Consider the following 12,839-nt stretch of genomic DNA (forward strand, 5'->3'; position numbering starts at 1 on the left):
CGGAAGCCGATTCGCAAAACTGCTTGACCCAGATGTTTATCGTGAGCTTTATGTTCAGTATTGAGGTAGTGAACGACACGGAACGACGCGATGCGGTCCATCGGCGGCTCGCCTCCGACAACACCGAACGGTCGTCCGTACTGCGCTCCCTGCGCGGCACCCCCGCCGAGGACAGCGTCCCCCTCCAGGTCTACGCCACGGGCGAGGACGGGGAGTTGGCCGGCGGCCTGGTCGGCTACGTCCAGTACCACTGGCTGCACATCGACTACCTCTGGGTCGACGCGCGGCACCGGGGCACGGGACTCGGCGGACGGCTCGTGGCCGACGCCGAGGAGACCGCCCGCCTGCGACACGGCTGCGTCGGCAGCCGGGTGGAGACCTGGGACTTCCAGGCGCCCGACTTCTACCGCAAGCAGGGCTACCGCGTGGTGGCCACGGTGGAGGACTACCCGCCGGGCGTCACCGACTACACATTGATCAAGTCCCTGACCCCGTAAGGGTGATCGGGAGCGGTCCGGTCAGCCGTCCCGCCCCGCGCCCTTCCCCGCCGTGACCGCGAAGACGGCGGGCGCCCGGAACCCGGCGGACGCGAAGGCCGAGCCGACGGCCCGTTCCACCGCCTCCGCCCGCTCCTCGTCCACCAGCGCGATCGCCGACCCGCCGAAGCCCCCTCCGGTCATCCGCGCGCCCAGCGCGCCGGCCGCGCGGGCGGTGTCCACCGCCAGGTCAAGCTCCGGGCAGGAGACGGCGAAGTCGTCGCGGAGCGAGGCGTGCCCGGCCGTGAGCGGCGGCCCGGCCGCCCGCAGGTCCCCGGCCGCCAGCAGCGCGGCCACCCGCGCCACCCGCTCGTTCTCCGTGACGACGTGCCGGACCACCGGCCGCAGCTCGGCGGGCAACGCGCTCAAAGCGTCCGGGAGTTGTGCGAGCGCGACGTCCCGCAGGGCGCGTACGCCGAGCGCCCGCGCGCCCGCCTCGCACGCGGCGCGGCGCGCCGCGTAGGCGCCGTCCGCGAGCGCGTGCCGGACGCGGACGTCGACGACGAGCAGCCGCAGTCCGTGCGCGGCCGGGTCGAACGGCAGGTGGCGGACGGTGAGATCGCGGGTGTCGAGGTGGAGCGCGTGCCCGGCGCGGCAGCGGGCGGCGACCGTCTGGTCCATGATCCCGCAGGGGACGCCCACGAAGGCGTGTTCGGCGTGCCGCGCCAGCCGGGCCAGCTCGGCCGGTTCCGGCGCGAGGCCGTGGACCCCGGTGACGGCCAGCGCCGTCGCGATCTCCAGGGCGGCGGACGAGGAGAGCCCGGCCCCCTGCGGCACGTCGCTCTCCACGTGCAGGTCCGCCCCGCCCACGGCGAGGCCCGCCGCGCGCAGCGCCCAGACGACGCCCGCCGGGTAGGCGGCCCAGCCCCGGACCCGTCCGGGGACGAGCTCGTCCCGCTCCAGCGTCACCACCCCGCCGTCCGCCCGCGCGGAGTGCAGCCGCAGCAGCCCGTCCGGCCGCGCGGCGGCGGCCACCCGGGTGCGCCGCGACAGGGCCGTCGGCAGCACCAGGCCGTCGTTGTAGTCGGTGTGCTCGCCGATGAGGTTGACGCGGCCGGGCGCCGACCAGACGCCGTCCGGCGCGCGGCCGTAGACCGCCCGGAACCCCGCCTCGGGGTTCATCGCGGCTCCGCTTGCCGGGCGAACTCCCAGGCGTCCGCGATGATCCCGGCCAGCTCGGGCCGCCGCGGCTTCCAGCCGAGCACCTCGCGGGCGCGCTCGGCGGACGCGACGAGGACGGCCGGGTCGCCGGGGCGGCGGGGGCCCGTACGGCACGGGAGCGGTCGGCCGGTGACCGCGCGGGCGGTCTCGACGACCTGGCGGACGGAGAAGCCGTTGCCGTTGCCGAGGTTGCAGATCAGGTGTTCGCCGGGGCGGGCGGCGCCCAGGGCGAGCAGGTGCGCCTCGGCCAGGTCGCTCACGTGCAGGTAGTCGCGGACGCAGGTGCCGTCCGGGGTGGGGTAGTCGTCCCCGTGCACGGTGATCTCCGGGCGCTCGCCGAGGGCCGCCTGGAGGACGAGCGGGATCAGATGGGTCTCGGGGGCGTGCCGCTCGCCGTACCGGCCGTGGGCGCCCGCGACGTTGAAGTAGCGCAGCGAGACGGCGGCGAGGCCGTGCGCCGCGCACTCTCCGGCGATCATGTGGTCGACGGCGAGCTTGGAGGCGCCGTAGGGGTTGGTGGGGGCGGTGGTGTCGGTCTCGGTGAGCGGGACGGGGTCGCGCGGGTCGCCGTAGGTGGCGGCCGTGGAGGAGAAGACGAGCGTGCGGACGCCCGCCTCCCGCATGGCGTCGAGCAGGTCGAGGCTGCCGCCGACGTTGTTGCGCCAGTACTTCTCGGGGGCCGCGACGGACTCCCCCACCTGGGAGCAGGCGGCGAAGTGCAGGACGGCGTCGTACGAGCCGTCCAGCCAGCGCCCGGCGTCCTGTACGCGCCCCTCGATGAAGCGCGCGCCCTGCGGGACAGCGTCGCGGTGACCGGTGGACAGGTCGTCGAGCACGGTCACGCGGTGCCCGGCGGCCAGCAGGTGGGCCGCGACGACACTGCCGATATAGCCGGCGCCGCCCGTGACCAGGCAGGTCTTCTCGCTCATGCTCGCGCTCACGCTCGCGCTCATCGGGATGCCGCCTCTCGCAGTCGCTCCGCCGCGGTCTCCGGCGGCACGTCGTTGACGAACACGTTCATGCCGGACTCGGAACCCGCGAGGAATTTGAGCTTGCCGGGAGCCCGGCGGACGGTGAAGAGCTCGGCGTGGAGCGCGAATTCACTCCTGAGGGGGTGGCGCACGGGTGCCTGGTGCCAGCCGGAGATGTACGGGGTGGGCGGCGCGTCCGGCCCGAACAGCCGGTCGAAGCGGCGCAGCAGCTCCCGGTGCACGCCCGGCAGCTCGGCCCGGGCGGCCGGGCCGAGGGCGGTCAGGTCGGGCACCCGGCGTCGCGGGTACAGGTGCACCTCGTACGGCCAGCGGGCGGCGTACGGGACGAACGCCGTCCAGTGCTCCCCGGCGAGGACGACGCGGCGCCCGTCGGCCTCCTCGCGCGCCACGACGTCGTCGAACAGGTTCCGGCCGCCGGTGCGCTCGCGGTGCGCGGCGACGGAGGCGAGGGCGCGCTCGGTGCGCGGGGTGACGAAGGGGTACGCGTAGATCTGGCCGTGCGGGTGGGCGAGGGTGACGCCGATCTCCGCACCGCGGTTCTCGAAGCAGTAGACCTGGGCGACGCCGGGGCGGGCGGACAGCTCGGCCGTGCGGTCGGTCCAGGCGTCGAGGACGAGGGCGGCCCGCTCGTCGTCGAGCGCGGCGGCGGAGCCGTGGTGGTCGGCGGTGAAGCAGACCACCTCGCAGCGGCCTCCGTCGGGCCCGGCGAGGGCCGGGAAGCGGTTCTCGAAGACCACGACCTCGTAGTCGGCGTCCGGGATCTCGGTGGTCCGGCCGGGCCGCGAGGGGCAGAGCGGGCAGGCGTCGGGCGGCGGGAGGTGGGTGCGGCCCTGGCGGTGGGCGGCGATCACGACGGTGTCGCCGAGCAGCGGGTCGGCGCGGAGCTCGCCGACGCGGTCGGCGGGGGCGGGGCGCGGCTCGCCGACGGCGGCGCCGCGCGGTGCGGCCGGGCCCGGGACGCGTGCCCCGGGCGCCCCGGCGTCGCGGACCGTGTCCGGGCCGACGGCGGGCGACCCCGTCGCGGCGTCGTCCCGGTCGGCCGCTCCGCCGCCCGGACCCGATCCCGGCGGGTCGGCCCGGCCGGAGCCGCGGCGGTCCACCGCGTCGCGGACCGTGTCGTCCCGGGCGTCGTAGTAGAACAGCTCGCGGCCGTCGGCGAGCCGGGTGGCCGTTCTCTTCATCTCCGCACTCTGCCCACTCGCACCGCCCGGCACACCGGCCCCAAGGGACAACGGCCGGGCCACCGGTGAACGGGCGCCCGGGCCCCTACGGTCCCTGGCGCCCCACCGCGCCCCTGGCGACCGGCGGGGTCGGGGTGGGTGTGCGGCTGCCGGAGGCGCGGTCGAGCAGGCCGGTGCGGGCGGCCAGGGCGGCGGCCTCCAGGCGGGAGCCCACGCCGAGCTTCATCAGCACCCGCTGCACATGCGTCCGTGCGGTGCTGGGCGCTATGCCCATCCCGGCCGCGATCAGCCGGGTGTCCTCGCCCTCGGCCACCCGGACCAGCACCTCGACCTCGCGCGGGGTCAGCAGCTGCAGCAGCCGGGCGCCCTCGTCGTCCGGCTGGGCGGCCGGGTTGAGCAGTTCGGCGAAGGCGCCCTGGAGGAGCTGCGGCTCCACCGCGGCCTCGCCGGCGCGGGCCTTCATCATGGCGCGCTCGACGCCCTCGATGCGCTCGTTGTGCCGTACGTAGCCGGAGGCGCCGGCGGCGAAGGCGGCGGCGATGCCGAGCGGGCTGGGCACCGGGCCGAGCACCACGACGGCGACCTGCGGACGCTCGCGTTTGATCCGGACCACGGGGTCGAAGGCCCCGGGCTCCGCCGGGGCGGCGGTCCCGAGCAGGCACACCTCGGGTGCCCGGCTCACCACCAGATCGGCCGCTCCCGCGCTCGGCGCCGCCGCGGCCAGCACCCGGTGCCCCCGCAGCTTCAGCGCCGAGGCGAGCGCCTCGGCCAGCAGCCGGTGGTCGTCGACCACCATGAGCCGCACGCCCATGCGCTGCCCCCCTGTCGCCCGCGTACGTCTCTCGTCGCCCTCTGCCCCCGGAAGCTACACGCTTGTTCGACGTTCCGCGCCCCCTACTCGTGAGAAGTCCCCCGGAATGCCGAAATCCCTGCCAATCACGTGTACTTCGCGTCTGAAACGGATCGTTCAGGCATGTACGCGTGATGGACAGGGATACGGCGTGGAGCGCTCGCCAAGTGATCAACTCTCGTAGCGGGAGTGATCGTTCAGCGGCGGGGCCTCAACCCCTCACTCGGCTCCCCAGATCATGGCGACGTACTCCTTGCCGCCCGCGAACGGGCTCGGCTTGTGCAGGTACTTGCGGCCGAGGTAGAGCCGGCCCTGCGCCCAGACCGCCTGCTCGAAGAGGGGCGAGATCTGGTTCTCGACCTGCTGGGTGGCGACCGGGTTCTTCAGCAGCACCTTGGCGGCGAGGGTCTGCGGATCGATGCTCACCACCGTCCCGCCGTCGCGCCAGCCCGCGGTCTGGTAGCCGATGACCGCGCCGTCCTTGTCCACGCCCAGCGGCACCAGCGTGGAGCTGACGCGGCCGTCGACCTTGCCCTTCGTCTGCCCGTTGGACAGGTCGAACGCGACGATCTCGTTGACGCGGCCGACCTCGCCGGACTTGCCGGTCTGGTGGTCGTCGGTGGGCAGGTAGAGCTTGTCCTTGCCGACGGCCAGCTTGTAGCAGGACTCGACGCCGCTCGACGAGCAGCGCGGCTGGTACTTGCCGTTCTCCGTGGAGATCTTGCTGCGCAGCTTGCCGTCGGAACCGCTGTCGTCGATGGCCATGAAGTCCGAGACGCCGGTGCCGCTGTGGTCGCCCACCTTGACGCCGATGACCAGTGGGTCGGTCGACACCACGTGCGCGCCGTCGACGCCGTTCGGCAGGTTGAAGGTGGACTTGGCCTTGCCGGACACCGGGTCCAGCGTCTGGATCTTCATCTGCGGGCGCTCGTAGTCGCCGCAGCGCCGGACCGCGACGAGCTTGCTGCCGCCGCCGTAGCCGTCGTCCTTGCAGAGGTCCTCCGGCTTGGGCTTCCACAGCTCCTTGCCGTCCATCGTCCAGGCGGCGCCGCCCTGGATGCTGCCGGCCGCGACGGTCCCGCCGCCGACGGTGACCTCATCAAACGCGACCGTTCGGTCACCGACCTTGATGGATTTCTGCCACAACTTCTTCCCGTTGTTCAGATCCAGGGCCACGATCTGATTGCACGGGCCGCCGTAGCGGTTACTGGAGGACGGCGGCGACTCCGCGACGACCACGGCCGTCCTGCCGTCCTCGGTGACGTGCCGGGGCGCCGAGCAGATGTCGCCGGGCAGCGGGATCTCCCACTGCTTGCCGCCGGACAGGCCGTAGCCGACGACCTTGTCGAGGTCGCTCTTGGCGAAGACCTTGTCGGTGACCCACATGCCGGCCGCCGACCGGCTGTCGTCGACCACCGGCTGGTCGGCGCCGAAGAGGAGCTTGCCCTCCTTCGGCTTCTGGTCCTCGGACCCGCCCTTGCCGCCGGTCTCCTTGCCCTTCTCCTGCTTTCCGCCCTTGGTCGCGGAGTTGGTGGTCTTGTCGTCCTTGTCGTCACCGCCCGTGGTGGCGTACCAGACACCGCCGCCCGCGACGAGCACCAGCGCGGTCACCGCGCTGACGATGACCGCCATCCGCTTCTTCGAACCGCCGCCGGGCGGCGCGGGCGGCGGCGGGTAACCACCGCCCCCGTACTGCGGGAACGGCTGGACGGGCGTGGGGGCGCCGGGACCGGCCTGGCCCGGGTAGCCGTAACCGCCCGCCGGGGACGGCGGGATGTGCGGCGCCCCCGGCGGAGGCGGCGGCTGGGAAGCGCCCGGCGGCGGAGCGAGCGGCGCTCCGGGGGGCGCGGGCGGAGCCTGGGGAGCACCCGGCGGCGGTGGGGGCGCCTGCGGGTAGCCGTACGCGGGTTGGGCCGCCGGCTGCGGTGCGGCCGGCGGCCGGTCCTGCGGCCGCGGCGGCATGGCCGGCGGAGCGCCGAACCCGGGCGCGGTGCCCTGCGGCGCGCCGAAGCCCGGCGCGGGCGCCGGTCCGCCGGGTGCGAAGACGGTGGGCGTGGGCCCGGACGTGGGCCCGGGAGCGTCCTGGGGCGCCGCGGCCGTCGGGGTGGGGTCCTGGGGCGCGCCGAAGCCTCCGGCCGGCTGCTCCGGGGGCACCCCCTGCGGTGGCTGAGGCGGCTTGGGCGGCTGTGACATCGGCTTTCCTCTTTACGCGCGGGAAGCCGCGGCCCGACCGGCCTCCCCCGCGATCCCGGTGGCGGGCGGCCATCGGGAAGGAGCGCATCGGGTGCGGATCCCGCCAGTGAGCGGCAGGCGAGCGGGGGTTCTTTGTATCACTCTGCGCCGCCGGGACAGGGGGAGCCGCCTGAGGCGCGGAGTCACCGATACCGGGCTGTGACGAGACCGTTGTGGCTTCGATGGAGGGCGCGGGTCGCTTCGATGGAGGGCGGGCGCCGCCTCGCGCCCGCCTCACCACCCGTCCCGCACGTCACACGTCTTCGGCCAGTTCCAGCCAGCGCGACTCCAGTTCGTCGCGCTCCGCGGCGAGTTCGCGCAGTTCGGCGTCGAGCTTGGCCACCGCCTCGAAGTCGGTGGCCTGTTCGGCGATGCGCTCGTGCAGCTTCGCCTCCAGTTCGCTCACCTTGTCGAGCCGGCGCTCGATCTTCTGGAGCTCCTTCTTGGCGGCCCGGGCGTCGCCCGCGCTCTTCTGCTTGGCGGGCGCGGCGGCGACGGCCGGTGCGGCGGGCGCCGCCGCGTCGAGGACCGCCTGCCGCCGCTCCAGGTACTCGTCGAGGCCGCGCGGCAGCATCCGCAGGAAGCGGTCGCCGAGCAGCGCGAACACCCGGTCGGTGGTGCGCTCGACGAAGTACCGGTCGTGGCTGATGACGACCATCGAGCCGGGCCAGCCGTCGAGCAGGTCCTCCAGCTGGGTCAGGGTCTCGATGTCGAGGTCGTTGGTGGGCTCGTCGAGGAAGAGGACGTTGGGCTCGTCCATCAGCAGCCGCAGCAGCTGGAGGCGGCGGCGCTCACCGCCGGAGAGGTCGCCGACGGGCGTCCACTGCTTCTCCTTGGTGAAGCCGAACTTCTCGCACAGCTGCCCCGCGGTCATCTCCCGGCCCTTGCCGAGGTCGACCCGGTCGCGCACCTGCTGGACGGCCTCCAGCACCCGCAGGGCGGGGTTGAGTTCGGAGACCTCCTGCGACAGGTACGCGAGCTTCACGGTCTTGCCGACCACGACCTTGCCGGCCGCGGGCTGCTTCTCACCGTCCGTCCGGGCGGCCTCGGCGAGGGTGCGCAGCAGCGAGGTCTTGCCGGCGCCGTTGACGCCGACCAGGCCGATCCGGTCGCCGGGGCCGAGCTGCCAGGTCAGGTGCTCGATCAGGACCTTGGGGCCGGCCTGGACGGTCACGTTCTCCAGGTCGAAGACGGTCTTGCCCAGCCGCGAGCCGGCGAACTTCATCAGCTCGGCGCTGTCGCGCGGCGGCGGGACGTCGGCGATCAGCTCGTTGGCGGCCTCGATGCGGAAGCGCGGCTTGCTGGTGCGGGCCGGGGCGCCGCGGCGCAGCCAGGCGAGCTCCTTGCGCATCAGGTTCTGCCGCTTGGCCTCCTCGGAGGCGGCGATCCGCTCGCGCTCGGCGCGGGCGAAGACGTAGTCGCTGTAGCCGCCCTCGTACTCGTGGACCGTGCCGCGCTGGACGTCCCACATGCGGGTGCACACCTGGTCGAGGAACCAGCGGTCGTGCGTGACGCAGACGAGCGCCGAGCGGCGCGCCCGCAGGTGGCCGGCGAGCCAGGAGATGCCCTCGACGTCCAGGTGGTTGGTGGGCTCGTCGAGGACGATGAGGTCCTGCTCGGCGATCAGCAGCTTGGCGAGCGCGATGCGCCGCCGCTCGCCGCCGGAGAGCGGGCCGATGACGGTGTCCAGGCCCTGCGGGAAGCCGGGCAGGTCGAGGCCGCCGAAGAGGCCGGTGAGGACGTCGCGGATCTTGGCGTTGCCCGCCCACTCGTGGTCGGCGAGGTCGCCGATGACCTCGTGCCGGACGGTGGCCTCGGGGTCGAGGGAGTCGTGCTGGGTGAGGACGCCGAGGCGCACGTGGCCCGCGTGGGTGACGCGGCCCTTGTCGGCGTCCTCCAGCTTGGCGAGGATGCGGATCAGGGTGGTCTTGCCGTCGCCGTTGCGGCCGACCACGCCGATCCGGTCGCCCTCGTTGACACCGAGGGAGACGCCGTCGAGCAGCGCACGGGTGCCGTACACCTTGTCGACGGCTTCCAGATTGACCAGGTTGGCTGCCATTCCGCTCCTCGCTCCGCGGTCTCCCCTTCAGGAGCCCTGTGGTCCTCCCTTCAGGATCCCACGCCCGCCGGGCGGCCCGGCCGCGGAGTCTCCGCTCACGCCTTCGCCGCCTCCACGGGCCGGGTGCGCAGCGCGGCCCAGGTGGGCAGGAGCGTCGAGACGAGGGTGACGGCCCCGGCCGCGGCCACCACCGCCAGGTAGACCGCGGCGGGCCCGGACGGCCGCCAGGTGCCGGAGACGGACAGGTTGAACGGGACGAGCGTGGTGGCCGCCGCGAGGGTGCCGAGGATCAGCCCGACGGCGGCGACGTAGAGGCTCTCGACCGCCATCATCCGCAGCACCTGGCCCTTGGTGGCCCCGGTGAGCCGCTGGAGCGCGAACTCCCGGCGGCGGGCGCCGACCGCGACGACGGTCGAGTTGACGACGGCGAGGGTGGTGTAGGCCACGAGCATGCCCACGATGAGGTAGTTCGCCCACATCTGGGTGCGGGTGTTCTGCGTGCTCGCGGCGATCACCGCGTCCCGGTCGCTGACCTTCAGCCCGGGGTGCCGGACCGCCAGCCGCCCCAGCTCGTCGGTGAGCCGCTCGACGGGAACGCCGGGCGCGGCCTTGACCAGGATCTGCGTCGGCAGACCCACGGTGGTGTGCGGGGCGAGCAGGGTGGTGCTGGTGAGGGCCGTCTCGAAGCCCTCGCGGGCCGGGAAGAGGGCCACGATCCGGACGTCCACCGAGGCGCCGTCGCCCATCCGCAGCCCGATGGTGTCGCCGACCCCGCGGTGCATCCGCCGGGCGGCGGCCTCGGGGAGCGCGACGGCGTTCCCCTTGAGGTCGGCCAGCCGGCCGGCGGTCGGCCGGGTCGCGAGGACCTGTCCGGCGCCCTCGGCGTCGACGCCCTGGAGGGTCGTGCCGCGCTTGTTCTCCCCGCCGTCGTGCGGGCGTTCCGTGAACACCGTGCCGGTGACGGACGCGCTCGCCGCGGCGACGCCGGGCAGCCCGCGCACGGTGGCCACCAGCGCCGGGTCGACGCCGCCGGCCGCCGAGGTGAGCACCGCGTCGGCCCGCAGGTTCCCGGTGAACTCCCGGTCGGTGGCGGCGGCCACGCTGGTCTGGAGGTAGAGCATGCCGGTGGTGATGGCCGTCGCCAGCATCACCGGGGTGGCGACGGCGGCCGTACGGAGCGCGCTCGCCCGGCAGTTGAGGGCGGCCAGCCGGCCGGACGCGCCGGTCAGCAGGCGCACCGGCCAGTGCAGCAGCACGCTCACGAGCTTCACGAACCACGGCCCCAGCAGCGCCAGGCCGATGACGCAGCACATCACCGTCGGCCCGGCCGTGCTCGCCGCCACCGGGCCGCGCAGGACCAGCGCGGTCACCAGCGCGAGGGCGGTGGCGCCGGCCAGGAACAGCAGCCCGAGGCCCAGCCGCACGGGATGGAACCACCGCTGCGGCGCGGCGGCCTCGCCCAGCGCCTCGACCGGCTTGGCGCGCACGGCCCGCAGGGTGCCGACGAGCGCGCCGACGACGGCCGTCAGCAGGAGGGAGCCGTACGCGGGCAGGGTGGGGATCCAGCCCTGGCTGAACTCGACGGTCTCCGCCACCATGCCCGTGTCCGTCATCCGCCCGAACAGCCAACGGCCCAGCGCGGGACCGGCCGGCCACGCGGCCGCCCCGGCGAACACGGCGATCAGCAGCGTCTCGCCGAGGAGCAGCCGGCGGATCTGGCCCGTCGTGGCGCCGACGGCCCGCAGCAGGGCCAGCTCGCGGAACCGCTGCCGGGCGGACAGCCCCACCGTGCCGGCCACGACGAACATCGCCACGGTGATACCCAGCCCGCCGAACACCCCGGAGATCGCGACCAGGTCCTCGCCGCCCGTGACCACCTCGGGGTGCTCGACCGCACCCCGGTCGTCACCGGTCAGCAGGGTGACGGACTGCCCGGCGAGCGCCGCCTTGACGCCCTTGCGGACAACGGCGGTATCGGCGCCCGGCCCGGTGACGACCGCGATGTCGGCGACCGTGCCGGGGTGGGCGGAGAGCCGCTCGGCGTCCGGCGCCGAGAAGAACAGTGTCCGCCGCGGCACGTCCCGCCCGGCGGCGGGCCGGGCCACGCCGCTCACCCGGTACTCGGCGGCGCCGCCGTGCGCGGCGACGCGGACGCGGTCGCCCGGGCCGGCGTGGGCGCGCCCGGCGAGGGCCGCGTCGAGGACGACCTCCCCGCGGCGGGGCGCCGCGCCTTCCGCGAGGGTGTACGGAGTGAGGGCCGCGGACTCCCACCCGTGCGCCTCCGCCGTCCCGCCCCCGTCCGGCAGCGCGACGTCGAACGTCCGCTCCCCGACGGCCGTCCGCACGCCGGGCACGGCCCTGACCTCGTCCACCAGCCCGGCCGGCAGCTCGACGCGCTCCGCGAGCACCCGCTGCTTCTTGTCGCCCGGCTGGTGGTGGATCCGGTCGCCCGTGACCAGGATCCGCGCCCCGGCGAGGCGCTGCGGCGGGACGTTGTTGCGGATGCCCGTCTCCATCAGACCGCCACAGGCCATCACGATCGCGGCGCCGATGAAGAGCGCCACGAAGGTGGCGAAGAAGGCGCCGGCTCTGTGGCGGAGGGAGCGGAGGGCGAGTTTGCCGATCATTCCCGCAACGCTAGGTTTCGCGGCGGGCCCGGCCCATGGGAGCAGCGGGTGGGTGGGGGGTGGGGTTTTCCCCAGCCCCGCCCCTTCACCGTTTCCTGGGGCTGCCGCCCCAGACCCCGCTTGTCGCGGCTTCGCCGCTCGTCCTCAAGCTCCCCCAGAGGGGGCACCCCCCGCAAGAAACTGGGGGCACCTCCCAGCGGTAGCTGGGGGAGAAAGGGCGGGGCCGGGGCTCACCCCACCACGGTGGCACCCACCACCGGCCCCGACGCCACCCGAACGGACCGGCACGTGCCCGACGCCCGCAACGCCGCGGCCACCCGCTCCGCCTCCTCCGCACTCTTCGCGAGGAAAGCGGTCGTCGGCCCCGACCCCGACACCATCGCCGCGAGCGCCCCGGCCGCCGACCCGGCCGAAAGCGTCTCCGCCAGCGACGGCCGCAACGAAACCGCCGCTTCCTGAAGGTCGTTGGCAACGGCCCCGGCCAGCGCGCCCGCGTCCCCGACGCGCAGAGCGTCCAGCAGCACGGCGGACGCCGAAGGCTGCTCGGGCCCCGGATCCGTCCCCGCCTCCGCCCGCAACCGGTCGCACTCCGCGTACACGGCCGGCGTGGACAGCCCGCCGTCCGCGAGGCCGAAGACCCAGTGGAACGTCCCGCCCGCCTCCAGCGGGGTCAGCCGCTCGCCGCGCCCGAGGCCGAGCGCGACCCCGCCGAGCAGGCCGAACGGCACGTCGCTGCCCAACTCCGCGCAGATGCCGAGGAGTTCGTCCCGCGACGCTCCCGTCCCCCACAGTGCGTCGCAGGCGAGCAGCGCGCCCGCGCCGTCCGCGCTGCCGCCCGCCATGCCGCCGGCGACGGGGATGTCCTTGTCGATGTGGAGGTGGACGCGTGCGTCGCGCCCGTACCGCTCGGCGAGAGCGAGGGCCGCGCGGGCGGCGAGGTTGGAGGTGTCGAGGGGGACCTGGTCGGCGTCGGGGCCGGAGCACGTCACTCGCAGTTCGTCGGCCGGCGTCGCGGTGACGCGGTCGTACAACGAGACGGCGAGGAAGACGTTGGCCAGGTTGTGGAAGCCGTCGGGGCGCGGCCCGGCGACGGCCAGCTGGACGTTGACCTTGGCGGGCACGCGGACGGTGACGGACTGCGCGGTCACGGAGGACGGCTCCTCGGATCGGGACGGGCGGACGACGGAAAGCGTAGGGCCCG

General features: G+C 74.6%; 9 protein-coding genes. 1 reads left to right on the plus strand and 8 read right to left on the minus strand.

Annotation, left to right across the window (positions count from 1 at the left end; all coding sequences use genetic code 11):
• The first annotated feature begins 68 nt into the window (after positions 1–68).
• The gene (locus J7W19_RS12845; RefSeq protein ID WP_004953411.1) at positions 69–497 is read left to right on the plus strand and encodes a GNAT family N-acetyltransferase; all 429 of its coding nucleotides are present in this window, start codon (positions 69–71) and stop codon (positions 495–497) included.
• Positions 498–518: 21 nt separating this feature from the next.
• Here the strand turns inward: J7W19_RS12845 and galK are convergent, their stop codons facing one another.
• The 8 genes from galK to J7W19_RS12885 all read right to left on the minus strand — a co-directional run bounded on the left by galK (position 519) and on the right by J7W19_RS12885 (position 12,786).
• The gene (gene galK, locus J7W19_RS12850; protein WP_004953404.1) at positions 519–1,658 is read right to left on the minus strand and encodes a galactokinase; all 1,140 of its coding nucleotides are present in this window, start codon (positions 1,656–1,658) and stop codon (positions 519–521) included.
• The gene (gene galE, locus J7W19_RS12855) at positions 1,655–2,650 is read right to left on the minus strand and encodes a UDP-glucose 4-epimerase GalE (protein WP_040892266.1); all 996 of its coding nucleotides are present in this window, start codon (positions 2,648–2,650) and stop codon (positions 1,655–1,657) included. The genes galK and galE overlap by 4 nt, the downstream gene beginning before the upstream one ends.
• On the minus strand, positions 2,647–3,870 hold the full coding sequence (gene galT / locus J7W19_RS12860; protein WP_004953398.1) for a galactose-1-phosphate uridylyltransferase: 1,224 nt from the start codon (positions 3,868–3,870) through the stop codon (positions 2,647–2,649). Before galT ends, galE begins: the two co-directional genes overlap by 4 nt.
• Positions 3,871–3,955: 85 nt before the next feature.
• The gene (locus tag J7W19_RS12865; protein WP_004953396.1) at positions 3,956–4,681 is read right to left on the minus strand and encodes a response regulator transcription factor; all 726 of its coding nucleotides are present in this window, start codon (positions 4,679–4,681) and stop codon (positions 3,956–3,958) included.
• A 258-nt stretch (positions 4,682–4,939) separates the two neighbouring features.
• Positions 4,940–6,913, minus strand: a complete 1,974-nt coding sequence (locus J7W19_RS12870; RefSeq protein ID WP_040892263.1) for a PQQ-binding-like beta-propeller repeat protein — start codon at positions 6,911–6,913, stop codon at positions 4,940–4,942.
• A gap of 292 nt (positions 6,914–7,205) precedes the next feature.
• Positions 7,206–9,011, minus strand: coding sequence for an ABC-F family ATP-binding cassette domain-containing protein (locus tag J7W19_RS12875; RefSeq protein WP_210455332.1), 1,806 nt, complete (start codon positions 9,009–9,011; stop codon positions 7,206–7,208).
• A gap of 95 nt (positions 9,012–9,106) precedes the next feature.
• Entirely contained in the window at positions 9,107–11,638 is a 2,532-nt protein-coding gene (locus J7W19_RS12880) for an FtsX-like permease family protein (protein WP_004953311.1), read from the minus strand.
• A gap of 230 nt (positions 11,639–11,868) precedes the next feature.
• On the minus strand, positions 11,869–12,786 hold the full coding sequence (locus tag J7W19_RS12885) for a 4-(cytidine 5'-diphospho)-2-C-methyl-D-erythritol kinase (protein WP_004953314.1): 918 nt from the start codon (positions 12,784–12,786) through the stop codon (positions 11,869–11,871).
• Positions 12,787–12,839: the final 53 nt, after the last annotated feature.

Origin of the sequence: Streptomyces mobaraensis NBRC 13819 = DSM 40847 (assembly GCF_017916255.1) — a bacterium.
Lineage (GTDB): Bacteria > Actinomycetota > Actinomycetes > Streptomycetales > Streptomycetaceae > Streptomyces > Streptomyces mobaraensis.

Bases quoted from the DNA above. Each gene is read 5' to 3' on its own strand.
- galK (WP_004953404.1), bottom strand. From the start codon at position 1,658: ATGAACCCCGAGGCGGGGTTCCGGGCGGTCTACGGCCGCGCGCCGGAC.
- galE (WP_040892266.1), bottom strand. From the start codon at position 2,650: ATGAGCGCGAGCGTGAGCGCGAGCATGAGCGAGAAGACCTGCCTGGTC.
- galT (WP_004953398.1), bottom strand. From the start codon at position 3,870: ATGAAGAGAACGGCCACCCGGCTCGCCGACGGCCGCGAGCTGTTCTAC.
- J7W19_RS12865 (WP_004953396.1), bottom strand. From the start codon at position 4,681: ATGGGCGTGCGGCTCATGGTGGTCGACGACCACCGGCTGCTGGCCGAG.
- J7W19_RS12870 (WP_040892263.1), bottom strand. From the start codon at position 6,913: ATGTCACAGCCGCCCAAGCCGCCTCAGCCACCGCAGGGGGTGCCCCCG.
- J7W19_RS12875 (WP_210455332.1), bottom strand. From the start codon at position 9,011: ATGGCAGCCAACCTGGTCAATCTGGAAGCCGTCGACAAGGTGTACGGC.
- J7W19_RS12880 (WP_004953311.1), bottom strand. From the start codon at position 11,638: ATGATCGGCAAACTCGCCCTCCGCTCCCTCCGCCACAGAGCCGGCGCC.